Below are 24491 nucleotides of genomic sequence, written 5' to 3' on the forward strand. Positions count from 1 at the left end.
CGACCGGGGGTTTTGTTATCCAGCGGCGCCGCGAACTACACTGCAACTACCTGCAATCTTCCGGAAGTCGACCGATGTCGCGCCTGCTGGCCATTCTCCTGCTGTGTCTGGCGTTCTCGGCGAGCCCGGTGGCGGCACTTAGCCTCACACCCGACGAGCAGGCCTGGCTGCAGGCCCACCCGCAGCTGCGCCTGGGCATTGATGCGTCCTGGCCGCCCTTCGAGTTTCGCGATCACCAGGGTCGCTACCAGGGCCTGGCCGCCAGCTATGTGCAACTGATCGAACAGCGCCTGCGGATCAAACTGCAACCGGTCGACCCGGGTAACTGGAGCCAGGTGCTGGCCAGCGCCAAGGCCGGCCGCCTCGACCTGCTCCCAGGCGTCATGGCCACCCCGGAGCGCCAGCGTGACCTGGCCTTCACCCGCCCCTATCTCGACTTTCCCATCGTCATCATTGCCCACCTGGGCGGCGCCCAGCCGCACCGCCTGGAAGACCTCTACGGCCTCAAGGTGGCGGTCATCCAGGACTATGCGCCCCACGAGCTGCTGCGCACTCGCCACCCCGATCTCAACCTGCTGCCCCTGCCCAGCGTCAGCGCCGCCCTACAGGCCGTCGCCACCGGCCAGGCCGACGCCCTGGTCGGCGACCTCGCCTCCAGCGTGTGGAGCATGCGCCAGCTCAAGCTCGAAGGCCTGTTCGTCAGCGGCGAAACCCCCTATCGCTATCAGTTGGCCATGGCCGCTCCACGCAGCCAGGCGATCCTGGTCGGCATCCTCGACAAACTGTTCGCCGACCTGAGCCCCGCCGAGGTCGCCGCCCTGCAGGAGCCCTGGGTCGGCGGCGTGTTGGATCGCCGCCAGGTCTGGCGCCAGGCTGCCCTGTATGGCCTGCCGACCCTGCTGGCGGTGTTGCTGGTGCTGGCTGCGGTGCTGCGCATCAACCGCCGCCTGCGCCAGGAAATGCGCAGCCGCAAGACCCTCGAGCAGCAGCTGCGCATCAGCGAACAGCACTACCGCGGCCTGGTGGAAAGCCTCAACGCCATTGCCTGGGAAATGCGCCTGGAGGACTACTGCTTCACCTATGTCTCGCCGCATGCCGAGAAGCTGCTCGGCTATCCCCTCAGCGAGTGGCTGCAGCCCGGCTTCTGGCAGCGCTCGCTGTATCCCGACGACGCCGAGACGGCCCTCAACTACTGCCTCACGGAAACCCAGGCCGGGCGAGATCACGCCTTCGACTACCGAATGCTCGCCGCCGACGGTCGTGTAGTGTGGATCCGCGACATCGTCACCCTGATCCAGCGCGACGACAGCCTGATCCTGCGCGGCCTGATGGTCGACATCAGCGAGGCCAAGGCCGCCGAGCTGGCTCAGCAGCTGTCCGAGGAAAAATTCAGCTCGGTGTTCCACAACTGCCCGGACATCCTGGTCATCGCCCGCCGTAGCGACGGTGCCCTGCTGGCCCTCAACCACACCTTCGAACAGCAGCTCGGCATCGACAGCGCCGAAGCCATGGGCAAGACCGCCACCGAGCTGGCCATCTGGGGCGTGCCGGACATCGGCCCGCAGTTGCTGCAGCGCCTGCAGGGCGAACCCCTGAACAACCTGGAAATGCCCTTCCGCCGGCGCAATGGCGAGCAGTTCATCGGCCTCATCTCGGCCCAGCCGGTGGAACTGGACGGCACTGCCGCGCTGGTAGTCGCGGTACGCGACATCACCGAACTCAAGCGCACCCAGCAGAAGCTGCAGGCCTCCGAAGAGAAGTTCGCCAAGGCCTTCCACGCCTCACCCGACGGCCTGCTGATCACCCGCCTGAGCGATGGCCGCCTGCTCGAAGCCAACGAAGGCTTCTGCCGCATCACCGGCTACGAGCTGTCCCAGGTGATCGGCCGCACCACCGAGGAAATCGGCCTGTGGGCCAACCTGGCCGACCGCGACCGGATGACCGAACTGGTGCGCAGCCAGGGCATGGTGCGCGACTTCCGCGCCTGGATCTGCACCCGCTACCAGCAGCAGCGCCTCGGCGAACTGGCCACCCAGACGATCATGATCAACGACGAGCCGTGCCTGCTCACCATCGCCCGCGACATCACCGAGCGCCAGCTGATGCAGGAGCGCCTGCACCAGGCCGCCACCGTGTTCGAGAGCACCGCCGAAGGGGTGATGATCACCGACCTCAACCAGCGTATCAGCGCGGTCAACCGCGCCTTCAGCGAAATCACCGGCTACAGCGAGACCGAAGCCCTCGGCCAGTCGCCACGCCTGCTCGCCTCGGGCCAGCACGACAGCGCCTTCTATGCCGCCATGTGGCACCAGTTGGCGGCCGAAGGCCACTGGCAGGGCGAGATCTGGAACCGGCGCAAGAACGGCGAGATCTATCCCGAGTGGCTGACCATCAGCGCAGTGCGCGACCAGAGCGACAGCATCACCCACTTCGTTGGCGTGTTCGCCGACATCAGCCCGCTCAAGCACGCCCAGGCCCGCCTCGACTACCAGGCCCACCACGACCCGCTCACCGGCCTGCCCAACCGCCTGCTGTTCGAGAGCCGCCTCAACGCCGCACTGACCGACGCGCGCACCGACGACCGCCAGGGCGCCGTGCTGTTCCTCGACCTCGACCGTTTCAAGCACATCAACGACAGCCTCGGCCACCCGGTCGGCGACCTGCTGCTGAAGAGCATCGCCGAGCGCCTGCGCGAACAGCTGCGCGACATCGACACGGTGGCCCGCCTCGGTGGCGACGAATTCATCGTGCTACTCCCCGGCCTGCACCAGCCGCGCGACGCCGAACGAGTGGCGACCAAGCTGCTGGCCTGTTTCAGCCCCCCCTTCCAGGCCGACAGCCACGAGTTCTTCATCAGCGCCAGCATCGGCATCAGCCTGTTCCCCGAGGACGGCAACGACGTCGCCACCCTGGTCAAGAACGCCGACGCGGCGATGTACAGCTCCAAGGCCAAGGGCCGCAACCGCATCGAGTTCTACACCCGCAGCCTGACCTTCCAGGCCACCGAGCGCATGACCCTGGAGCATGAGCTGCGTCGCGCCATCGAACGCGACGAACTGAGCCTGCACTACCAGCCCAAGCTGTGCCTGGCCAGCCAGCAACTGATCGGCGCCGAAGCCCTGCTGCGCTGGCGCCACCCGGTATTCGGCGACATCCCGCCGGATCGCTTCATCCCCCTGGCCGAAGAAAACGGCATGATCCTCCAGCTCGGCGACTGGGCCCTGCAGGAAGCCTGTCGGCAGATGCGCGAATGGCAGGGCCAGCACGCTCCCTTCGGCCCGCTGTCGGTCAATCTCTCCGGCAGCCAGCTGCGCCAGCCGCAACTGGCCCAGCGCATCGCCGACTCCCTCGCCGACTTCGGCCTGGCGCCCGCCAGCCTGCAGCTGGAAATCACCGAAAGCTTCATCATGAGCCAGGCCGAAGAGGCCCTGTTCATCCTCCACGAACTCAAGGCCCTGGGCCTGCAACTGGCCATCGACGACTTCGGTACCGGCTACTCCTCGCTCAGCTACCTCAAGCGCCTGCCGCTGGACATCCTGAAGATCGACAAGTCGTTCATCCGCGGCCTGCCTGAAGACCAGGACGACGCCGCCATCACCCGCGCCATCATCGCCCTAGGTCGCAGCCTGCAGTTCACGGTGATCGCCGAAGGCGTGGAAACCAAGGCCCAGGAACTGTTCCTGGCTGCCGAAGGCTGCCAGCAGATCCAGGGCTACGTGGTCAGCCGGCCGCTCTCCGCCGAGTCTTTCGCCAGCAATTTCCTCGGCCCATTAGCGATTGGCAGCGCCGAAAAGGCCCCGGTATAATCCGCCCGCCTTCTGGGGGCCTATAGCTCAGTCGGTTAGAGCAGAGGACTCATAATCCTTTGGTCCACGGTTCGAGTCCGTGTGGGCCCACCACCGCTTCACGCAAAAGCCGCACAGATGTGCGGCTTTTCACTTTCTGCAGGGCTATCCGGCCACGCGCTGGTCGCCCCTTCCCCGCCCTTGTTAAAATCGCGCGCCGCCACGGATTAGGTCGACCCAGCGTTTTGCGGGTCTGGCACCCTGTCGTTCGATGTTCATCTCGCAGCCCGGCTCCGGCCGAGGCCACTTGCTTACCAGGATGGTAGTACCCATGCCCACACCGCTTGAATCCTCGCCTTTTTCCTTTGTCAGCCTGTCCGGCAACAGCCAGACCGACAGCCTGATCTACGGCACCAAGTGGGGCGGCGCCACGGGCAGCGCGGTAAGCCTCAGCTACAGCTTTCTCGGCGCCAACTCCTCGTTCGACCAGGACTACTCCTACGACAACGAGTACCAGAACGCCTTCGTCCTGACGGCCGGCCAGCAAAGTGCGGCCACGGCCGCCCTGGCCGAATGGAGTGCGGTTGCCAACATCACCTTCACCAAGGTCAGCGAGACCAGCAGCCAGGTCGGCACCCTGCGCTTCGGCGGCTATGCCGGGATGGACGAGAATTACGCCGCCTGGGCCTACCTGCCGGGCTCTACGCCATCGGCCGGCGATACCTGGCTCAGCCCGAGCACCGGCAGCAACCCGAAGGCCGGCGACTTCGACTACCACACCCTGGTGCACGAAATCGGCCACGCCCTCGGCCTCAAGCACCCCTTCGAAGCCAGCGACCGCAGTGGCTTTACCCTGAGCGGCACGCAGTACGACGACGTGCGCTACACGGTGATGAGCTATACCGCACCTTACTCGTTCCTGCCCACCGGACCGATGCTGTTCGACATCGCCGCCATGCAGCACCTGTACGGCGCCAACATGAGCTGGCAGACCGGCAACAACACCTACAAGTGGGATGCCAACAGCAGCGTCTTCGAGACCATCTGGGATGCCGGCGGCATCGACACCATCGACGCCAGCAACCAGGCCGTCGCTGTCAACATCGACCTCAAGGCCGGCAACTTCAGCTCGATCGGCAAGGCTTTCTGGAGCGAAAGTGGCTACATCAATAACGGTCTGGCCATTGCCTACGGTGCAGTGATCGAGAACGCCACCGGCTCGGCCTACAACGACACCCTGACCGGAAACGGGCAGAACAATGTGCTCAACGGCCTGGGTGGAGCCGACCAGATGAGCGGGAACAATGGCAGCGACAGCTACTACGTCGACAACGCCGGCGATCTGGTCAGTGAAGCCAACGCAGACACCAGCACCGGCGGCACCGACACGGTATACAGCTACCTGGCGTCCTACACCCTGAGCAACAACGTGGAAAACCTGCGCATCCTGGCCGCCGGGAATGCCAACGGCACGGGTAATGCCCTGAACAATGCCCTCTATGGCGGTAGTGGTAACAACATCCTCAACGGTGCGGCAGGGGCCGACAGCATGAGCGGCGGCGACGGCAGCGATATCTATTACGTCGACAACGCCGGCGACCTGGTCAGCGAAACCAATGCCACAACTGCCAGCGGCGGTACCGATAGCGTCTACAGCTACCTGGCGGCCTACGCCCTGGGTGCCAATGTGGAAAACCTGCGCATCCTGGCCACCGGGAATGCCAACGGCACCGGCAATAACCTAAACAACATCCTGCTGGCTGGCGGCGGTAACAATGTCCTCAATGGTGGAACTGGCACCGACACCGCCTCCTACCTCTATGCCACCCAAGGCGTCAGCCTCGACCTCGGGTTGACTGGTGCCCAGGCCACTGGTGGTTCAGGCAGCGATACCCTGCTCAATATCGAGAACCTCAATGGCAGCAAATACGACGACAAACTGATCGGCAACAGCGCCGCCAACAAACTCAATGGCGATGCCGGCAATGACGTCCTCAACGGCGGCGCTGGGGCCGACACTCTCAATGGCGGCGACGGCAATGACAGCTATTACGTCGACAACGCCGGCGACCTGGTCAGCGAAAACAATGCCGACCTGGCCAGCGGCGGCAACGACACAGTCTTCAGCTCCCTGGCGGCCTATACCCTGGGCAACAACCTGGAGAACCTACGCATCCAGGCCACTGGCGCGGCCAATGGCACCGGCAATGCGCTGAACAACACCATCCACGCCGGCAGCGGCAACAACGTGCTCGACGGCGGCGCCGGCAACGACCTGCTGGTCTATCTCAATGCCAGCAGCGGCATCACCCTCAATCTGGGCCTTACTACTGCCCAGGCTACCGGCGGTTCCGGCAGCGACACCATTCTCAACTTCGAGCGGGTTAGTGGCAGCAACTACAACGACAAATTCATCGGCAATGGCGCAGCCAATACCCTATATGGCAATGCTGGTAACGATCAGCTCGATGGCGGGGTTGGCAATGATGTGCTGGTTGGCGGAAGTGGTACGGACACTCTGATCGGTGGAGTCGGTGCAGATCGATTCGACTTCGATGCCCTGAGCGATTTCGCCCTGGGCGCCCTGCGCGATGTGATCAAGGACTTCAAGCTGGCCGAAGGCGACCTAATCGATCTCTCCACTCTGGATGCCAACAGTGCCACCACCGGCATCAACGAGGCCTTCAGCTTTATCGGCAGCGCCGCCTTCAGTGCCAGCAATGCCACTGGACAGCTGCGTTTCAGCGACGGGATTCTTTATGGCAGCGTGAATGCCGATGCGACCCCCGAGTTCGAAATCCAGCTACTTGGCGTCAGCAGCCTGACCAGCAGCGCCCTCATTGCCTGACCCCGGCGGCGCTGCGCATCCTTCCAATGGCAGCGCAGCTCCAACCCATCCTGTCCCCCTAGTACGCCCCTCTGCGGCCATCTAGAATCGCTAGCGCAACGCCCCTAACTGCTTCGCGGACATGCAAAGGAACTGTATGAAAACATTGCCCCTGCTCCTCTCGGCCCTCGCCCTGCTTGCACCTTTCGGCCTGCAAGCGGCCGTCACCACCAAGTCCTGCAGCGCGGTGGACAAGCCGGGCTACGTGATCACCAAGATCGTCAGCAACGCCAGCGCCTGCAGCGGTGCCAACCAGTACACCTTCACCCTGCTCGCCGGCGAAACCACCCTGGATACCTGCTACGCCAGCGTGCCCACTGGCTGGATCAACTCGAAGATTCGCAGCTACAACGGCACTGGTGCCTGCGGCACCTCCAGCGGTACGCCCAAGCAGATCTGGACGATCAGCAACAGCTTCGGCCAGCTCAAGCTGAACGCCTGCTCGCGCACCCTGCCCACTGGTTGGGTGATCACCCGTGAAACCAGCTACACCGGCAGCGGCGACTGCGGCACCAGCAGCGGCACGCCGAAGCAGAAGTTCGAGGCGCAGAGCACTGCCGGGCAGACCCAGATGAACGTGTGCAAGGGCTCGGTACTGCCCAGCGGCTGGCAGGTGGGCTCCACCTCGAGCAACTCGATCTGCGGCTCGGCCTCCGGCAATCTGCTGAAGATCCTCAACACCGTGACGCTGACCAAGGCCTCCCTGTACCGCTACCTCAACAAGACCAGCGGCGACAGCATCTACACCGTACAGCGCAACGACAGCGGCATGGCCAAATACGGCTACAGCTACGACTCGATCACTGGCTACACCCCCAGCAGCGCCTTCTTCGGCACCGCCGCCTTCCACCGCTACTACAACAAGACCACTCTCGACAGCCTGTACACCACTACCCGCGACGACGCCACGCAGACCAAGGCCGGTTACGCCTACAGCGGAGTGGCGGCCTACCTGTACACCGCTCCGGTCAGCAAGTCGGTGCCCCTGCACCGCTACTGGAACCCGACCAACAAGCACCACCTGTACACCACCCAGTACTTCACCAACGGCGCTTACGGCTTCCAGTACGAGAAAATCGAGGGCTACCTCTACACGGCGCCCTGAGTACTGTCCGCCAATAAAAAGGCCGCGCATTGCGCGGCTTTTTTATTGGGGGGACTCAACCGCGAGACAACTGGCGTATATGCAGTACCCCGAACAGCAGCACCAGCAGACGATCCTTGCCGGGCTCGGCCTGGCGCTGCAGGCGGCCATGCAGCACGGCGACTTCCAGCACATGCACGGCCAGGATCAGCAGCGCCGCCCAGCTCAGGTAGGGGCCGGCAAAAGGCTGCAGCAGGTTGACCAGGGCCAGCAGCCAGAACAGCAGCAGCGCGCCTTTGGCGATGTTCAGCATGGATGACTCCTTTTAGCTGTAGAGGAAGGTCGGGCCCGGGTGTTCGCGGCCGTCGTCGACGCCGACTTCCAGGCCCAGCAGTTCGTTGAGCCGGCCGCTCAGGCGCTCGATCAGGGCACGCTGCGCCTGCGGGTCGGCGGCCAGGTTGTGCAACTCGTCCGGATCGCTCTCGGTGTCGTACAGCTCCAGGTCGTTGCGCGCCAGCAGCGTAGCGAAATCCACCGGGGTGTGGTGGTCTTCGGCAGCGAAGTAGCGGGCGAACTTGTAGCGGCCATCGTGGATACCGCGAAACAACGCGCGGTTGTTCAACGACGGGCCGAGCTGCATCTGCGCCAGCGACTCCTGGATGATCGCCCAGGGCGTGACCTGGTCATGGTCGCGCATCACCGCCTCGGTGAATTCCGGATCGAGGTACATGACCACGCCGTAGTCGTACAGGTGGCCGCGCTCGTCGCGCACGGAGCGCCTGCTCGCCCCGCCGATGCTCTCGGCCAGGCTGACGCCCGCCAGTTGCGGATAGCGCTCGGCCTGCCCGGCCGCATCCAGCCCGGCCAGTTCCAGCACAGTCGGCACTATGTCGACGGTGGAGCCCAGTGCCTGGCTGGTGAAGCCCTGCGTGATGTCCGGATGACGGACGATGAAGTTGACCCGGGTGTTCTCCTTGTACATGTGCGGCCCCTTCTGCCGCAGCTGGTGCGCGCCGGCCATCTCGCCGTGGTCGGCGGTAAGGATGACGATGGTGTCGTCGGCCAGGCCGCTGTTCTCCAGCGCCAGCAGCACCTGTTCGATGGACTGGTCGACGTCGCGCACGCAGTTCAGGTAGTAGCTCTGCAGGCCCTGCCAGGCCTGTTCGTCCTTGGGATCGAGGCGGCCGTAGATGTTGTTGCACAGCTCCACGTCGGCACGCTGGGCCCAGGGTTTGCGGCTCAGATCCTCGGCGTAGAAGCTCTTCGGCAGCGGCAGATCCCAGTGCTTCTCGTACAGGCCGGTGCTCGGCCCCGGCGAGATCGGGCCGAGGAAGTTACGGCGCAGACGGCTCTGCTCCTGCTTGATCCCCGAGCTGTAGAACATGATGTCGTGCGGGTTGACGAAGTTGACCGCGAGGAACCACGGCTGCTCGTCGCTGCGGTGCTGCTGCAGCCAGGCCACCGAGTCGCTGGCGGTGACCTTGTCGTAGATGAAACCGGTCATCAGCGAGCCGTGCGGGTCGCCATTCAGGTTGTAGTCGGCAAAACCGTAGGGCAGCAGCGCCTCCGTGCTCGGCTGCACCACGCCGTAGGTCAGGTTGCTCGACTGCTCGATGTGCGACAGGTGCCACTTACCCTTGTAGGCGGTCAGGTAGCCCTGCTCGCGCAGCATATGGCCGAGGGTGGGAATCTCTGGCGACAGCTCGCGGAACGGCGGTAGACCGAGGTTGGCGGTGATCAGGGTCTGCTGCGTGTGCTGGCCGGTGAACAGTACCGAGCGCGACGGCGAACAGGGCGTGGTGTTGACGTGGAAATTGCCCAGGCTCGCCGCGCGCTGCAACAACCGCTCGTGGCCGGGCAAAGGCACGGCGTCGGGCAGATCCTGATGGGCGCGCTGCTGGTCGGTGACGATCAGCAGGATATTCGGCTTGCGCCCCAGGCGCGGTGTCACGGCGGCCGAGGCGTTGCCCAAAAACGGTGTGGCGATGCCGGCGGCGGTCAGCGCCGCGGCTCTCTTCAACAGGTCACGGCGCTGCATGGCTCACTCCTGCAGATGGTCGATGGCGGGCATATGCCATTGCCCGTCGAGCACGCGCTGCTCGGGCAGGTAGATGCGTCCGGTCAGGCTGAACGGCCCGTTGGCGGGAATCGGCAGCCAATTGCCCTGCAGCGACTCGCCCGGCGCCTTGGCCTGCAGGTAGAGATCCAGCGAGCCATCGGCGTTGTAGGTCAGCGGGTCGCGGTCACCGAGGGCATAGCGGCCTAGCGGGTTGTCGATCAGGAAGCCGTCGCCGTCGTAGGCGGTCACCGACCAGAAGGCCCGCGCCGGCGGCAGCTCGCCCGCGGCGAAGTGCAGGCGATAGCGCTGCCCGCCCTGCAGAGCCTGACCCTGGCCATCGACCGAGGCGTTCGGGTAGACCGCATCCGCCGCCAGGTTGGCGCCGAAGCCGGCCATCGCCACCACCGCACGCAGGCCGTAGTCGTCGCCGTAGGCCCCGATGTGCATGGGCGGCTGGCGCCAGCCGTTGACCAGCCCATCGGGGCGCTGCAGGGCCTTGTGCATCTGCCGCTCGGCCAGCCAGATGCCCAGGCGCGCCGACTGGCGTTGCAGCCAGCCCCATTGCGCAGCGACACCGGGCTGCACACCGAGCTGCTGCAGATCGGCCAGAGCAGAGCCGTCCTTGTCGCTTGCCGGGTTATCCACCAGCAGCGCGGCCAGGCGGCCAAAGAAGGCCTCGGCGCTCAGCGCGCGCAGCTGATACAGCGGCGGCTCGGCCTTGTGTTCCGGCAGCTTGAACGGCTCGGCCGTGGCCGGCTTGCCCAGCTGCCAGTCGGCCAGGCTGCGCAGGCCGACCTGGGCCTGGATCGCGTGCACGGCCGCATAGTCGGCCTTGCCATTGGTCTGCACCCGGCCGAGCAGCCAGGCGATGCGCGTCGGCGCACGCAGCAGGGTCATGCCCTGCGGCACCTCACCCTGCCACTTCGGCCCGACCAGCAGGAAACGCCCGCCGGCGGTGCCGGTGGTGCGCGGGCCGAGGCTGGCGAACACATTGGTCCAGGCATCGAGGAACTGCATCACCAGGTAGCGCTCAGTGGCCGGCAGCTCGAACACCCAGGGCCCGGCATCCATGTCCAGCCAGGCCAGCGAATACAGGGTGTCGACGTTGGGCCGCACGATGTCGCGGAAGCTCGCCTCGGGGAACGCCGGCACATGCACCAGGCGGTTGGCCGGGGCGATGCCGTGGGTGAAGTTGTCGCGGGTCAGCTCGGTAAGCACCAGCGGGTAGCCGAACGCGTAGCTTTGCGCGGCCAGGCGGATGGTCTCGCGCTGGCTGAACAGCAGCGCGGCGCCCAGCGCCAGCAGCACCAGCACGCCGACCAGTACCCGCCGCCACAGGCGGCGTGGGCGCACGGCCGGCAGCGGGCCGAGTTGCAGATTGCTCATGCGCGGGCTCCTCAGCGTACGGTCAGGGCGATGGGGGCGTCTTCGAAGTCGAAGCAGCCGAGGAAGGTCTTGATGTCGAGCAGATTGCCGTCGACCTTCACATCACCCAGCAGGGCGCCCTTGAGCAGGCCGTTCTCGCCACTGATCACGGTGTCCAGGTAGGTCTTGTCGAGGGTCAGCTTGAGCGTGGTGCCGGCCGGGATGCCCTTGTGCAGCTCGACCACCCCGCGGCGTACTTCCAGGGCCCACTCCTCGCCGATATCGGGGAAGACGAAGCCGAGGGTCAGGTTCACATCGGCGCTTTTCTCCGGATCGATGCGGGTCACCCAGTTCTGCAGGAAGATGCGCGCCGGCAGATTCTTCAGCATGTCTGCCGAGAGGAAGGCGCCACGGATGCGCTTGCCCATTTCCTCGGCGCCGCCGTTGTCGAACTTGCCTTCCAGCTCCATGGCGCTCATCAGGTACCAGTTGCGCCAGTTGATGTTCATGCTGGCGTAGCCCAGCTTGCGGAAGCTGCGTGCCTTGATGTCGCGTGCCAGCTTGTCGCCATGGTCGACGCGGATCGAGTAGCTGGCCAGCTCGGCGGCCCACTGGTAGTCGCCCTTGAGGTAGGCTTCGCCGGCGGCCAGCAGCACCTTGTCGCGGCCGCCCATCAGCTCGATCAGGCGCTTGGCTTTTTCCACCGGAGGGATCGGGTCGAGATCCACCGGGTCGCCCTGGAACCAGCCCAGGTAGCCGTTGTAGATCTGCCGCACGCTGTGTTTCACCGTGCCGTAGTACTCGCGCAGGTATGGCGTGTAGCCGGCCAGGTGCGGCGGCAGCTTGACCTTCTCGACCAGCTCATCGGGAGTCAGACCCTTGTTCATCCAGCGCACGGTCTGGTCGTGGATATAGGCGATAGCGTCGCGGGTCATGCGCAGCACTTCCTCGACCTTGTCGCGGCCAGACACCGGCTGGCCATGCAGCGGCACCATGTAGTCGGCCTGGAAGGCGCGCAGGGCGTCGAGGCTTTTCACCCACAGCACCGGGTCGCGGAACTTGGTGCCGCGCAGGGTATGCACGTTGGGCAGGGTCGGGCCCTGGGTGACTTCGGCGCTGATCAGCACACGGTTGTTCGGCAAGAACAGGACGATCTCGTCCGGCGCCTCGCTGGGCGCGTGGAGGAACTGCACCGGCAGGCCGGCGATGGTGGTGTCGAGCTTGTCCTTGAAGGTGATGGTCGGCGCGATGAAGGTCGACTGCCCCTCATGGGCCAGCGGGCCGAGGCCGGCGTTCATGTCTTTCTTGTCGGCATCCGACAGCGCGGCGCCGAAGCTGTAGCCGGAGCGCATGCCGAGGATCGGGCCGACCAGTGCGCCCTGGGTCACCACGTTTTCCAGCAGGGTTTCCTGGGCGTAGATCTGCACCTCGCCGCTCTTCACCTGCTCCTCGCTGACGAAGCCCTTCACGCCGTTGATATGGTCGGGGTGGAAGTGGGTGTAGACAATGGCCTTGATCGGCTTCGCGCTGATCTTGCGGAACTCGACGAGCACCTTACGCGACTGTTCGGCCGACTCGCCGGTGTCGACGATGATCAGCCCCTCGGGCGCCTCGATCATCACGCTGTTGGCCAGGTTCCAGCCCACCGCCGACCAGACGTTGTCGGCGATCGGGTAGACCTTCTCGTTGAAGTGCTTGGTGTGCTCGGCCAGCTCGGCGTTGATCGAGGGCACGATGCGCTCCTCGGGCAACTCGGCCTGGGCGGTGAACGGCAGGGCGGCGGCCAGCAGCAGGCCACTGAAGCGGCTGAATGACGACATGGGGCGGACTCGTTGTTGTTATCCCGCTTGGCAGACTGACAAAGCGCATTCAATAATTCCAATGCATTCCACTTCGATAAATGATGCAGAACGCGCATGAACGACCTTCGCCAGCTCCGCCACTTCGTCGCACTCGCCGACCACGGCCACTTCGCCCGTGCGGCCGAAGCGGTGCATCTCAGCCAGCCGGCGCTGAGCCGCAGTATCCAGGCGCTGGAAAACAGCCTGGGCTGCACCCTGGTGGATCGTCACAGCCGCGGCATCAGCCTGACCGCCCACGGCGAGCTGGTGCGCGAGCATGCCAAGCGCCTGCTGGCCGGAAGCCAGGCGCTGAGCAATGCAGTAAGCCAACTGGGCAATCTGGGCAGCGGCGAGGTGCGCCTGGGCGCCGGCCCCTACCCGGCCGCGCGCCTGGTACCGCAGGCCATGGGCGCCTTTGCCGAGCGCTTTCCGCGGGTGCGCCTGCAACTGACCATCGACAGCTGGCAGCAGCTGCGTGTGCGCCTGCTGAACAATGAGATCGAGCTGTTCGTCGCCGATATCCGCGAGTTCCAGGACGATGCGCGCCTGCAGGTCGAGGCGCTGCGCCCGCACCCCGCCGTGCTGTTCTGCCACCCGCAGCATCCGCTGCTGGCGCGCCCGGATCTGACGGTGAAAGACCTGCTGGACTACCCCTTGGCCGGCACCCAGCTGCCGCTGGAAGTGGCCAGCGCGCTGCAGCACCTGAGTGGTGGCGAGGCCGCGCCGCTGAGCATCGAGTGCGACAACTTCATGGTGCTCAAGGAACTGGTCTCGGCCAGCCATGTGCTGAGCATGTCGCCCTGGGACGTGATCGCCCAGGACGTGGCGGCCGGGCGCCTGGCCGTGCTGCCGCTGCATACCGGCATGCCGGCGCAGCGCTCCGCCTACGGCATCGTCAGTCGCGCCGGGCACAGCCTGTCGCCCGGCGCCGCCGAGTTGCAGCGGGTGATCCTCGAGCAGGATCGCAATAGCCAGATACCGACGCTGGCGTAGGGTGGGTGGAATCCGCGCGGTGCATGGAAACCATCACGAACCGCAAAGATAACCCCGTCGCTCCCGCGAAGGCGGGAGCCCAGTGCGCTCCCTCTGGATTCCCGCCTGCGCGGGAATGACGGAGTGGCTGGAATGCCGCTGCGTTATCTCTCATACCTCGTCATGCCCGCAGCGGCATTATCGCTGAACAGCGCTTGCGCTGGCCCGCAGGGGAATCACCCAGCCGGGTAGTCTCACTCGCCCTACGGCTTACAGCTTGTGCCGCGCGGCATAGAGGCAAACCATCTCCATGGCCAGCGTTGCACCGGCCAGGGCGGTGATCTCCGAGTTGTCGTAGGGCGGGGCCACCTCGACCACGTCCATGCCGACCAGGTTGATGCCGCGCAGGCCACGCAAAATCTCCAGGGCCTGGTGGCTGGACAGCCCGCCGCACACCGGCGTACCGGTACCTGGGGCGAAGGCCGGGTCGAGGCAGTCGATATCGAAGGTCAGGTACACCGGGTTGTCGCCGACGCGGGCGCGGATCAGCTCGGCGATCTGCTCCGGGGTGCTGCGGTTGACCTGCCGCGCATCCAGCACCTGGAAGCCCATCACGTCGTCGTTGGTGGTGCGCAGGCCGACCTGCACCGAACGCGCCGGGTCGACCAGGCCGTCCTTGGCGGCATGGTAGAACATGGTGCCGTGGTCGATGCGTGCGCCCTCCTCGTCCGGCCAGGTGTCGCTGTGTGCGTCGAAGTGGATCAGCGACAAGGGGCCATGCTTCTTGGCGTGGGCCTTGAGCAGCGGGTAGCTGATGAAGTGGTCGCCGCCCAGGGTGAGCATGGCGCAGCCGGCGTCGAGGATCTTGTCGGCATGCGCCTCGATCATCGCCGGGGTGTCCTGCGGGGTGCCATGGTCGAAGTAGCAGTCGCCGTAGTCGATGCAGGCCAGCAGGTCGAAGGGGTCGAACTCCCAGGGGAAGTGCCGGGCCCAGGCCGACTGGATCGAGGCGGCGCGGATGGCGCGCGGGCCGAAGCGGCTGCCTGGGCGGTTGGTGGTGGCGGTGTCGAACGGCACGCCGCTGACCACCAGATCCACGCCGCGCAGATCACGGGTGTAACGGCGACGCATAAAGCTGGTGATGCCGGCGTAGGTCGGCTCGGCCGCGGTGCCGTAGAGGCTGTCGCGGGTGATGGCCTGGTCGTTGTCGAAGGCTTGTTCCATGGTCGGCTACTCGGTTGGTAAAGGGCAGGTTGGTTTCGTAGGAGCGAGCTCTGCTCGCGAAGCACCCAGCGGGAGATTTCGCGAGCAGAGCTCGCTCCTACGCAGTCGCAAGGCGTCAGTACTGGGTGCGAAAGGCCGTCCACAGGCGGGTGCGCTGGCGCATCTCGCGTAGCGGCAGGGTCTGCTCGGCGAACAACTTGGCGCGCATGTCCGCAGCCGGGTAGATATTCGGGTCGCCACTTACCGCCGCATCCAGCAGCGGCGTGGCGGCGCGGTTGGCGTTGGCGAAGTACAGCGAGTTGGTCAGTTCGGCGATGGCCTCGGGCTTGAGCAGGTAGTCGATAAAGGCCCGCGCCGCCTCGGGGTGCGGTGCATCCACCGGGATGGCCAGGGTGTCGAACCAGATCAGCGTGCCTTCCTTGGGAATCCGGTAGACCACCGAGAACGGCTGCTTCGCTTCGAGGGCGCGGGCGGCGGCCATGCCGGCGTCGCCGGTGTAGGTCAGCGCCAGGCAGATCTCGCCCTTGGCCAGGTCGTCGATCTGCCGGCTCTGGCCGACGTCGCGCAGGTTCGGCTGCAGCTGCGCGAGCAGCGCCTTGGCTGCCTCGCGATCGGCCTCGGCGGTGCTGTAGGGATTCTTGCCCAGGTAGTTGAGGGCGACGGCAATCACCTCCTGCGGTGAGTCGAGCACGCCGATGCCGCAGTCCTTGAGCTTGCTGGCGTACTCAGGCTTGAACAGCAGGTCGAGGCTGTCCAGCGCCACGCCGGGCAGGCGCTTCTCCACCGCTTCCTGGTTGATGCCCAGGCCGATGGTGCCCCAGGTGTAGGGCACGCCATAGGCGTTGCCGGGGTCGACGCCGGCCAGCTTGGCCAGCAACTCGGGGTCGAGGTTGCCACTGTTGCTCAGCGCGCCCAGCGGCTGCAGGGCCTTGGCAGTGATGGCGCGGGCCAGCACGCTGGAGGATGGGAACACCAGGTCGTAGCCGCTGTTGCCGGTGAGCAGCTTGCTCTCCAGCACCTCGCTGCTGTCGAAGGTGTCGTATTTGACCTGGATCCCGGTCTCGGCCTGGAAGCGCTTGAGCGCCTCCACCGGCACATAGTCGGCCCAGTTGTACAGGTTGAGCACTTTCTCCTCGGCCTGCAGCGGCAGGGCGACGGCGAGCATTAACAGGCTTGCAGCAAGACGCATGGTGCGGTTCCTCGGGCAGAACGGTTGACCGTGCCTCTCTGGCGGAGGCTGGGGATGGCTTCATCCTGCGCCGGGCATTGCTTCCGATAAATACGAAGTGATCTACTCTGGCATCGATAAAAATCAATGTATGGAGCCGCAATGCTCAGCCAGCTGCGCGACCTCGATCTGCAACTGCTGCGCCTGTTCGTCAGCGTGGTGGAGAATGGCGGCTTCAGCGCCGCCCAAGGCGAGCTGGGCATCGGCCAGTCGACCATCAGCACGCAGATGGCCAAGCTGGAGACGCGCCTGGGCTTTCGCCTGTGCGAGCGCGGCAAGGCCGGCTTTCGCCTGACGCCCAAGGGCGAGCAGGTGCTGGCCGCCACGCGCAAGCTGTTCAGCGCCATCGAGACCTTCAAGGGCGAAGCCCAGGGCATGGCCGACAAGCTGCTCGGCGAGCTGCATGTCGGCCTTTCCGAAGCGCTGGCCGACGAGGTGCTGGAGCGGGTCGGCGCGGCCATCGGACGTTTTCGCCGGCGCAACCAGGCGGTGCAGATCGAGCTGCTCAGCGCCACCCCGGCCGAGCTGGAGCGCCGCCTGCTGCAGGGCCAGCTGCAACTGGCCATCGGCTACTTCTCCGGCAGCCAGACAGCACTAGACTACCGCCCGCTGTTCAGCGAATCGCAACACCTGTACTGCGGCCGGGGCCATCCGCTGTTCGCGCAGCCACAGGTCGAGGCCGCCGACCTGCAGTACTGCGATGGTGTGCTGCACCCCTACCGCTTCATCTCCGCCGACGAGCCCTGGCAGGCCGGTAGCAGCAGCGCCCGTTGCGAACAGGTGGACGGCAGCCTGGCCTTCATCCTCTCCGGCGCGCATATCGGCTACCTGCCGCAGCACATCGCCGCGCCCTGGCTGGCTCGCGGCCAACTGCGTGCCCTGCAGCCGCAGCAGCTGGGCTTCAGCGTCGAGTTCCGCCTGGCCCAACACCGCGGCCGCCAGCCCGGCGAGGCGCAGCGGGCGCTGGAACAGGACCTGCTGGCAGCCTTTGCCGATCAGTGACGTGCGGCAGGCGGCTCCGGCTCACGCAGCCGCCCCGACAGGCCATCCAGGCGCTGTAGGGCCAGGCAGATGTCATCGTGGATCAGCCGGCGAGCGGGCAGTTTGCCGGCGGCCTCGGGCTCTTCGGCTTCCAGCTGGTAACGCGGGTCGAACGGGGGCTTGAAGGTATCCATGGCAATTTCCTCACAGTAAACGGGGCCGCGAATGCGGCGCGTTGTGGCAGTGATGGCAGAGCGCTGGATGGATTCTTGTCGGGTCAGCCTGCAGGAGACAGATGACCGTTGTTTGACGGTCGGCCTGGCGCCGACGCCTGGTCAATTTCTGCGCAATGGCGCCGCAGGTCAAGCGCCGATGCCGCCGGCCGATACTCGGCAGGCAGCCCGACAAGCGCCGACTATAGTGTCTATTCCGCTCTTTCCAGCCCGCAGCTGGTCATTCATTGCGCTTTCGAGGAGTTACCATGAGCAAGGTCTACAACGTCGCCGTTCTCGTCGGCAGCCTGCGCAAGGCGTCGATCAACCGCAAGCTGGCGCTGGCCCTGGCCGAGCTGGCACCACCTTCGCTGAAGCTGAAGATCGTCGAGATCGGCGAACTGCCGCTGTACAACGAGGATATCGACGTCAGCCCGGCGCCGGCGCCCTACGTGACCTTTCGCGAGCAGGTGAAAGCTGCCGATGCCCTGCTGTTCGTCACCCCGGAGTACAACCGCTCGGTACCGGCGCCACTGAAGAACGCCATCGATGTCGGCTCGCGGCCCTACGGCCAGAGCGTCTACAGCGGCAAGCCGGGCGCCGTGCTCAGCGCCTCGCCGGGAGCGGTCGGCGGCTTCGGCGCCAACCATCATCTGCGCCAGTCGCTGGTATTCCTCGATGTACCGGTGCTGCAGCAACCGGAAGCCTACCTGGGCGGCGCCGGCAGCTTCTTCGACGACAATGGCAAGCTGAACGATGGCGTACGCGGCTTCCTGCAGAAGTTCATCGATGCCTATGCCGCCTGGGTAGCCCTGAACGCCAAGGGCTGACCAACCCCGCCCGCTCGAAGCGAGGCCAGCAAAACCGGCTCAGATGGATTGCAGTAAGGTCAGGATCAGCTGTGGCTGCTGGTTGGCCTGGGCCAGCATGGCGGTCTGGGCCTGCTGCAGGATCTGGTTCCTGATCAGTTCGGACATCTCGGCGGCGTAGTCGGTGTCGCGAATCCGGCTACGCGCCGCCGACAGGTTTTCCGACATGTTCATCAGGTTGGCGATGGTGAAGTCCAGGCGGTTCTGTGTCGCGCCCATCTCGGCGCGGGCGCTGTCGATCATGCTCATGGCACCGTCGATCACACCGAGAGCAGTCTGTGCGCCGATATCGGTGCGCAGGTCGACCTCGCTGATGCGCGTCAGGCTGCTGTAGTTCTGGCTGGTGCTGCCATCGATGGTCGCTGCGCTGGCCTGGATGTTGAAAGACTCACCACTGCTCAGCCGCACCACGCCGATGGCACGCAATGCCGAACCATCGGTCAGGGTCGCCACGGCGGCGGTCAGCTCCTCCTCGCCGCTGTAGTCGAAGTTCTGCGCATCGGCCGTACCGGCCTGCTCGGACTGGAAGGCATCCAGGACAATGTCGTCGCCACCTTCGCTGGTCAGGCGTAATTGGCCATCCTTGATGCTGGCGGTGATGCCGGTGCGGGTGGACTCCTTGTTGATCGCCTCGGCCATGGCGCTGAGATCGCCGTCCTCGATGCTGGCATGGATGCTCACCGCCTTGCTGTTGGAGCCATACAGATCGAAGGTGTAGCTGTCGTCACCACTGAAGGCCAGCTGCAGTACGGTGCGGGCATCGGCCTTCACTCCGGTACTGTCCTCGCGACCATTGATCGCGCGGGCTACCGACTTGGCCGAACCCGCGACGGCAAAGGTTCGTTCCGTACGCCCCGCCAGGGTCAGGTTGCCGGTAACCTGGTTGGCCGGGATCGTGCCGGCCTGCTGCTGCAGGCCGCCCAGCTGGTCAGTCGTGGCGCTGCCGGTGGTGCCGTTGACCAGGTCGCGGGTATTGCTGCCCAGGGCGCTAGGGCCGTAATTGCCCAGACCGAGACCGATAGTCTCGAAAGCATTGGCGCCTACCTGGAAGGCGCTGGAGCCATAGCTGCCATCGAGCAGTTTGCGCCCGCCGAAGGTGGTGGTTTCGGCAATCCGCTGCAGCTCCTGCTGCAGCTGCAGCACTTCTTCGTTGATCGCGCTGCGCTCGCTGGCCCCGTTCGAGCCATTGGCCGCCTGCAGGGCCAGCTCGCGCATGCGCTGGAGAATGGAGGTCGACTGCTGCAGCGCACCTTCGGCGGTCTGCGCCAGGGAGATGCCGTCATTGGCGTTGCGGATGGCCACGCCGAAGCCGCTGATCTGGCTGCTCAGACGATTGGAGATCTGCAGCCCGGCGGCATCGTCCTTGGCGCTGTTGATCCGGTAGCCGGTGGATAGCCGCTGCATGGAAACCGCCAGCGCACGCGACGTCTCATTCATCGCACGCTGAATGCCGAGGGATGCAACGTTGGTGTTGAGGGTTAGCGCCATGCCGACGATCCTGGGAACAACCACCGCGATCCTGCAGTGGTCGAACAGCCACAAAACGGGCTGTCAGCTTGTTCGTCGGCCGTTATCGGCAAAGCTTTAGCGGAAAATCTGCTCCCTCCTGATCAGCGGCATCACTTCCAGCAGTCGCTCACCGCACTGCTGCCGCTGACGCTGCGCTCGCCGGCGCCGTTGAGGGTCAGGTTGCCGCAGTCACTGTCCGAACTCTGTGCGTTCTGCGCGGTGGCGGTCAGCCGGTAACCGGCATCGTCGTCGCCACCCTCGGCCAGGGTCAGCTGGTAGTAGCCGTTGTCACTGGCACCGCTGTTGCGCAGACCGAGGCTGGACAGCTCACTGTCGGCAACCACATAGCTGTTGTTCTGCGCGTAGTAGCGCTCCTCGCGGGCCGCCGCCTCGTTGAGCAGGGCAATACCCTCGGCCCGATGCGTACGCAGCATGTATTTCGAGTAACTGGGTAAAGCGATGGCAGCGAGGATAGCCAGCACCACGATGGTGATCATCATTTCGATCAGGGTAAAGGCTGCTTGTTGCCTGCGCATCACCGTTTTCACTCCTTGGTCTGAATAGCGCGCCAGCTTTGCCGGCCCGAAGAGCTGGCACTGCCGGAGAGGGTTTCACAGCTGTCCGATCCGCAGATCACAATGTTGCCGTCGCTGTCGCGGGTCACCGTGAAGCCGCCGGTCAGTCCGTCCATTTCGGTGCCCGAGACCACTGCGTCGGCATAGCTGTCCTCGGCATTGATGATGCCGTCATTATTCAAATCAAGAGTCTCGAAGCTGGTGCCGCCACCGGTGTAGGGGTCGAGGGTGAGCAGCCAGGTGCTGACACCGTCGGCACAGGGATCATCGTTGGGGGTCAGGGTGCTGACGATCAGCAGGTCGTCGGAGACATAGGGATTGTTGACCACCATTTCGCCTTCCAGGGTGCTGCCGACCTTGAGGTCGAGGTACCAGCCGTACTTGTTGATGCTGCCATCGTCATTCAGCCAGTCGACTTCGTTGGCGCTCATGGTGCGAATGTTGGCGGTCACCGCCGTACCGTTGTTGTCGAAGCTGGCACTGGTTTCCGAGCTCACCGTCTGCGCCACCAGTTTGCTGCGACTCAGAGTTGGCGTACTGCTGACCGTGCTGCCTGCTGTCGCGGCGCTGTCCCAGATGCCATAGACACTCTGCGCCACCGCCGTGTTGGGGTCGGCATCGGCACTTTCCAGGTACTTGCCGGTACCGAATACCACGATGTAACCGGTTCCGGCCGGGTGTTTGGCCAGGTAGGGGCGCGAGGTAATCGGCTGGGTAGTACCGCTGGAGTTGAGCGCCGAATACAGTGGTTTACCCGAGAAGGAGGTGGCATAGGCCGAGCTGCTGGCCCCGAGCAGATCGAAGCGCCACAGGTTGCCATGCAGGTCGCCGGCGTACACGTAGTCGGCGATCTGGTCGGCATCCAGGTCGGCCACGTAAGGGCTGGCCAGACCATTGACCGCACTGGAGCTATCGGCGGCGACGAACGACTTGATCAGGCTGCCATCTTCCACGTTGATCAGGTACAGCACCGCCTTGTCGTTGTCGCTGTTGTAGCCATTACCGGCCACCACCACCCAGTCGCCGTTGCTCAGGCGGGTCACAGCCGGCTTCGAATAGGTGTAGCCCAGCTCGCTGTAGGCACTGTCGTCGGCACTGATTTCCCAGAGCAAGCTGATGTTATCCGGGTCGGTGACGTCCAGGGCGAACAGGCTGCGCCCGCCGCCACGCAGGCTGCCGATCAGCACGCTGTGCCAGGCGCCGCTGAAGTAAACATCGGCCTCGGTCGGCGAACCGTCGACGTAGTACTGGTGGGCACTGCCGCTGTAGTCCTCGTCGGTCAGTTTGTACAGGTTGCCGATCACCTCGCTAGGGATGAAGGTGAAGGTCTCCACGCCGTCCTCGCTGAAGGCGTGCAACATGCCGTCATTGGCGCCCACATAGATGCGTGTCGCGCGACTGGCATAGGCTGATTTGAAGCGGGTGTAGGAGTTGGCATCGCTAGCGCTCTGGCCTTCCGCCGCATTCATCCGCGAGGCCAGGCGGCTGGGCTTGCGCACGATCACCGGGGTCGAGTCGATGATGTCGCCCAGCACATGGCTGCGCGTGCGAAACAGCGTGCCTTCGTTGCTGCGATCGCCGCGCAGGTAACTGACTCGACTAGAGCCGTATGTATCGGCGGTCGAGTCCAGCCCCTTGTTCAGGGTGGCCTTCTGCGCCGTGGTGAGATTGGCCCAGGTGAAGTCCTGCAGGCTGCCAGTGCTGCTGGCCATCTTCACCACCCGCGAGCCGTAGGCGCTGTTGCCACTGGCGTAGGTGCTGTCGAGGATGTCCTGGGCACTCCAGACTTCCGCCTTGGTGCCGGCCACGGTGTCCTGCTGGTACTTGATCAGGTCACCGCTCCAGTCCGCGCTGGAGAACTTCGGCGTATAGGTGTAGGTGTTGTAGGTGTTGCTGCCATCGCTATCGAGCAGCGGCGACGTGACGGCCGGGCTGGCCGCTGCAGCAGTTTGCTCGGAGATGCGATTGACGACCTGCTTCAGCGCCTCGACCAGATCCCCTGGTGAATCCACGCTGAAGAACTCGCCACGGGAATTGATCGCCGCGTGCCACAGGTCGTAAACGTTGTTGTCGCTGTTCACCGCCGCGGCCGGCCAGCTCTTGCTGCCATCGGCCAGGCTGGCGTAATCGCCGGAATAGGTGTCCCCGCCCCAGGCAGGGTTGGTCAGGGATGCACTCAGGCCCAGGCCGACGAAATAGCTGACCATGTGCTGCCAGGTGGCCGGGTCGTTCTTCGGATTCCAGTACTGGGTGGTGGCGTTGGTACTGGTTTCCTCGGTATAGGCCGGCACCTCGTTGGCCACACTGGTCTGGGCATCGGTAGCCCAGTACTTGAACGCCAGGTCGGCCAGGGTGTAGCTGGTGCTGTCCTTGTAGGGCGCGCGCGGGCTGTAGCTTTGCCCATCGGGTAGATCGAGGGTTTTGTTGTCGTACTCTACGGCGCTGTTGGCATCGTTCCAGATGCCGTCGGTGAGAGTGATGCTGTAGCTGGCGCGGCAGGAGTACACCGGCTCGGAGGTCGTGCCCGGGGAGTAGGCATAAGGGCTGTTCACACCGCTCAGACTGAGCATGGCGCCGACCCGGTCGACAGCCGCAATCAGCGGCGTGCTCTGGTTGTAATAGATGTCCCCCAGCCAGGCGAAGAACGCTGCGCGGTGGGTTCCGGAGAAATTGCGCAGACGGTTGTCGTAGTAGCTGGTGCTGCTGTTCACCAGGCCGCGGCAGTTGTAGCTGGTGAGATAGGAACTGCTACTGATGCAGGTGTCGCTGGTGCCCAGCGCCTGCCAGCTGAGGCGAGTACTGTCCGACAGGGTCGAGAAGGCCAGGTTGGCCGCCGATTGAGTCGCCAGCTGGCGGTTACGATAGAAGCTGTACCAGTTGGCGAAGTTCTGCCGCTCGTCCGCACCATTGCTGCCCGAGCTCGAGGAGACCGTTACCAGCTTGTAGCAATCGTCGTCGTGGATGGTGCCGTCACAGCCGGTTAGCGCACTGCTGTAAACGTAGTAGTAGGCCGGCACGGCGCTGGTGGTCTTGTCCGTGGTGGTGATCGTGGTAGTGGTGGTCGGTGTCGCGGTGGTGGTCACCTTGACGATGTACTTGCTGCCACTCTTGGTGCAGGCAATGCTCGAGTAGGCCGTCACCGTGGTGACATAGCTGCTGGTGGTGATGGTCGAGCCGGTGCTTGCACTGGTGCTGGTCGTGGTGGTGGTCGAGCCCTTCGAGCTGGTGCTGCTGATCGAAGACGGGCAGCTGCTGGCACTGGAGCTGTAGGTCACTCCAGTAGTAGTGGTGGTCGAGCCCGTGGTGTTGGTGGTGCTGGAGGTAGCGGCAAAGTCCGCCGAGGGGTTGGCCGCCAGGTAGTAGACCTTGCCGGTGGTTCCGTAGGTGGTCGAGCTGGTGTAGCTGGCCATGGCCGTGGAGGCGTAGCTGGTGTCGTAGTTCCAGGTCACGCGGTAGGTCGAGCTAAGGTCGAAACTGCCCTTGCTGGTGATGAAACCGTTGACATAGGCCGAGGTGAAACTGGTACTCAGCGGCGTGTAACTGGTCTTGCCGCTGCTGTAGGTTACGCTGTACGGCACCTCGTAAGTGACCTCCGGGTTGTAATACAGCGGGTTGAAGGTCGACGACTTGGCCCGCCGGCTGACTCGCACCTGATCGGCCGTGTAGCCGTTATAGGTCGCGGGAGAGATAGGGCTCATCGAGTCGGGCGCGAAGGCCCAGCGCATACTCGACGAGTTGTCGATGGTCACCATGATGTTCGGCGCCACCCCCTCGGTGAGGAACAGCGGCAACTGGCTCAGTGACAGGCTGGCCCCCTCCGCCTGATCAGCCACCGCCAAAATGCACAGGCCGGCCAGCAGGCCAGTCAGGCTCTTGCCGAAGAACTCGGTACTGCTCATC

The 24491-nt window shown here is 64.8% G+C and carries 16 protein-coding genes and 1 tRNA gene; 7 read left to right on the forward strand and 10 right to left on the reverse strand.

Annotated features, from left to right (window positions below; translation table 11 throughout):
- Positions 1 to 74: 74 nt before the first annotated feature.
- The 4 genes from A9179_RS19935 to A9179_RS19950 all read left to right on the forward strand — a co-directional run bounded on the left by A9179_RS19935 (position 75) and on the right by A9179_RS19950 (position 7777).
- Positions 75 to 3806, forward strand: coding sequence for a bifunctional diguanylate cyclase/phosphodiesterase (locus A9179_RS19935; RefSeq protein ID WP_187807934.1), 3732 nt, complete (start codon positions 75 to 77; stop codon positions 3804 to 3806).
- 16 nt (positions 3807 to 3822) lie between these two features.
- A tRNA-Ile gene (locus tag A9179_RS19940) sits at positions 3823 to 3899 on the forward strand.
- 217 nt (positions 3900 to 4116) lie between these two features.
- Entirely contained in the window at positions 4117 to 6633 is a 2517-nt protein-coding gene (locus A9179_RS23115) for a M10 family metallopeptidase C-terminal domain-containing protein (protein WP_187807935.1), read from the forward strand.
- Positions 6634 to 6769: 136 nt separating this feature from the next.
- Complete coding sequence (locus tag A9179_RS19950) at positions 6770 to 7777, forward strand: hypothetical protein (protein WP_187807936.1); 1008 nt, start codon at positions 6770 to 6772, stop codon at positions 7775 to 7777.
- Between the two features lie 55 nt (positions 7778 to 7832).
- Here the strand turns inward: A9179_RS19950 and A9179_RS19955 are convergent, their stop codons facing one another.
- From A9179_RS19955 to A9179_RS19970, 4 genes are read right to left on the reverse strand one after another with little or no spacing between them, the layout of a single operon-like run.
- A complete protein-coding gene (locus A9179_RS19955; protein ID WP_187807937.1) occupies positions 7833 to 8069 on the reverse strand; it encodes a DUF1145 domain-containing protein in 237 nt (78 codons plus the stop codon).
- Positions 8070 to 8081: 12 nt separating this feature from the next.
- Entirely contained in the window at positions 8082 to 9794 is a 1713-nt protein-coding gene (locus A9179_RS19960; RefSeq protein WP_187807938.1) for a sulfatase-like hydrolase/transferase, read from the reverse strand.
- Positions 9795 to 9797: 3 nt separating this feature from the next.
- The gene (locus tag A9179_RS19965) at positions 9798 to 11201 is read right to left on the reverse strand and encodes a DUF1254 domain-containing protein (protein WP_187807939.1); all 1404 of its coding nucleotides are present in this window, start codon (positions 11199 to 11201) and stop codon (positions 9798 to 9800) included.
- Positions 11202 to 11212: 11 nt separating this feature from the next.
- On the reverse strand, positions 11213 to 13000 hold the full coding sequence (locus tag A9179_RS19970) for an alkyl/aryl-sulfatase (protein ID WP_187807940.1): 1788 nt from the start codon (positions 12998 to 13000) through the stop codon (positions 11213 to 11215).
- A gap of 96 nt (positions 13001 to 13096) precedes the next feature.
- Here A9179_RS19970 and A9179_RS19975 point away from each other — a divergent pair, with 96 nt between their 5' ends.
- Complete coding sequence (locus A9179_RS19975; RefSeq protein ID WP_187807941.1) at positions 13097 to 14014, forward strand: LysR family transcriptional regulator; 918 nt, start codon at positions 13097 to 13099, stop codon at positions 14012 to 14014.
- Positions 14015 to 14263: 249 nt separating this feature from the next.
- Here the strand turns inward: A9179_RS19975 and speB are convergent, their stop codons facing one another.
- Entirely contained in the window at positions 14264 to 15217 is a 954-nt protein-coding gene (speB, locus tag A9179_RS19980; RefSeq protein WP_187807942.1) for an agmatinase, read from the reverse strand.
- Between the two features lie 115 nt (positions 15218 to 15332).
- On the reverse strand, positions 15333 to 16406 hold the full coding sequence (locus A9179_RS19985) for a polyamine ABC transporter substrate-binding protein (protein WP_187807943.1): 1074 nt from the start codon (positions 16404 to 16406) through the stop codon (positions 15333 to 15335).
- A gap of 141 nt (positions 16407 to 16547) precedes the next feature.
- On the opposite strand from A9179_RS19985, the gene A9179_RS19990 reads away from it, so the two are divergent.
- Positions 16548 to 17447: a LysR family transcriptional regulator gene (locus A9179_RS19990; RefSeq protein WP_187807944.1), complete on the forward strand. Its 900-nt coding sequence runs from the start codon at positions 16548 to 16550 to the stop codon at positions 17445 to 17447.
- On the opposite strand, the gene A9179_RS19995 is transcribed toward A9179_RS19990, so the two are convergent.
- Entirely contained in the window at positions 17441 to 17620 is a 180-nt protein-coding gene (locus A9179_RS19995; RefSeq protein WP_187807945.1) for a hypothetical protein, read from the reverse strand. The two genes, A9179_RS19990 and A9179_RS19995, sit on opposite strands and share 7 nt — an antisense overlap.
- A 287-nt stretch (positions 17621 to 17907) precedes the next feature.
- Between A9179_RS19995 and A9179_RS20000 the strand changes: the two genes are divergently transcribed.
- On the forward strand, positions 17908 to 18468 hold the full coding sequence (locus tag A9179_RS20000; RefSeq protein ID WP_187807946.1) for an NADPH-dependent FMN reductase: 561 nt from the start codon (positions 17908 to 17910) through the stop codon (positions 18466 to 18468).
- A gap of 39 nt (positions 18469 to 18507) precedes the next feature.
- Here the strand turns inward: A9179_RS20000 and A9179_RS20005 are convergent, their stop codons facing one another.
- The 3 genes from A9179_RS20005 to A9179_RS20015 form a co-directional block, all read right to left on the reverse strand.
- Positions 18508 to 19995, reverse strand: a complete 1488-nt coding sequence (locus A9179_RS20005; protein WP_187807947.1) for a flagellin N-terminal helical domain-containing protein — start codon at positions 19993 to 19995, stop codon at positions 18508 to 18510.
- Positions 19996 to 20126: 131 nt separating this feature from the next.
- Positions 20127 to 20552: a type IV pilin protein gene (locus tag A9179_RS20010; RefSeq protein ID WP_187807948.1), complete on the reverse strand. Its 426-nt coding sequence runs from the start codon at positions 20550 to 20552 to the stop codon at positions 20127 to 20129.
- 8 nt (positions 20553 to 20560) lie between these two features.
- Positions 20561 to 24490, reverse strand: a complete 3930-nt coding sequence (locus tag A9179_RS20015) for a pilus assembly protein (protein WP_187807949.1) — start codon at positions 24488 to 24490, stop codon at positions 20561 to 20563.
- Between the last annotated feature and the right edge of the window lies 1 nt (position 24491).

The sequence above is a fragment of the Pseudomonas alcaligenes genome, from assembly GCF_014490745.1.
Classification (GTDB): domain Bacteria; phylum Pseudomonadota; class Gammaproteobacteria; order Pseudomonadales; family Pseudomonadaceae; genus Aquipseudomonas; species Aquipseudomonas alcaligenes_C.

Excerpts from the sequence above, each read along its gene's own strand:
- A9179_RS19935 (WP_187807934.1), top strand. The coding sequence starts at position 75 with ATGTCGCGCCTGCTGGCCATTCTCCTGCTGTGTCTGGCGTTCTCGGCG.
- A9179_RS23115 (WP_187807935.1), top strand. The coding sequence starts at position 4,117 with ATGCCCACACCGCTTGAATCCTCGCCTTTTTCCTTTGTCAGCCTGTCC.
- A9179_RS19950 (WP_187807936.1), top strand. The coding sequence starts at position 6,770 with ATGAAAACATTGCCCCTGCTCCTCTCGGCCCTCGCCCTGCTTGCACCT.
- A9179_RS19955 (WP_187807937.1), bottom strand. The coding sequence starts at position 8,069 with ATGCTGAACATCGCCAAAGGCGCGCTGCTGCTGTTCTGGCTGCTGGCC.
- A9179_RS19960 (WP_187807938.1), bottom strand. The coding sequence starts at position 9,794 with ATGCAGCGCCGTGACCTGTTGAAGAGAGCCGCGGCGCTGACCGCCGCC.
- A9179_RS19965 (WP_187807939.1), bottom strand. The coding sequence starts at position 11,201 with ATGAGCAATCTGCAACTCGGCCCGCTGCCGGCCGTGCGCCCACGCCGC.
- A9179_RS19970 (WP_187807940.1), bottom strand. The coding sequence starts at position 13,000 with ATGTCGTCATTCAGCCGCTTCAGTGGCCTGCTGCTGGCCGCCGCCCTG.
- A9179_RS19975 (WP_187807941.1), top strand. The coding sequence starts at position 13,097 with ATGAACGACCTTCGCCAGCTCCGCCACTTCGTCGCACTCGCCGACCAC.
- speB (WP_187807942.1), bottom strand. The coding sequence starts at position 15,217 with ATGGAACAAGCCTTCGACAACGACCAGGCCATCACCCGCGACAGCCTC.
- A9179_RS19985 (WP_187807943.1), bottom strand. The coding sequence starts at position 16,406 with ATGCGTCTTGCTGCAAGCCTGTTAATGCTCGCCGTCGCCCTGCCGCTG.
- A9179_RS19990 (WP_187807944.1), top strand. The coding sequence starts at position 16,548 with ATGCTCAGCCAGCTGCGCGACCTCGATCTGCAACTGCTGCGCCTGTTC.
- A9179_RS19995 (WP_187807945.1), bottom strand. The coding sequence starts at position 17,620 with ATGGATACCTTCAAGCCCCCGTTCGACCCGCGTTACCAGCTGGAAGCC.
- A9179_RS20000 (WP_187807946.1), top strand. The coding sequence starts at position 17,908 with ATGAGCAAGGTCTACAACGTCGCCGTTCTCGTCGGCAGCCTGCGCAAG.
- A9179_RS20005 (WP_187807947.1), bottom strand. The coding sequence starts at position 19,995 with ATGGCGCTAACCCTCAACACCAACGTTGCATCCCTCGGCATTCAGCGT.
- A9179_RS20010 (WP_187807948.1), bottom strand. The coding sequence starts at position 20,552 with ATGCGCAGGCAACAAGCAGCCTTTACCCTGATCGAAATGATGATCACC.
- A9179_RS20015 (WP_187807949.1), bottom strand. The coding sequence starts at position 24,490 with ATGAGCAGTACCGAGTTCTTCGGCAAGAGCCTGACTGGCCTGCTGGCC.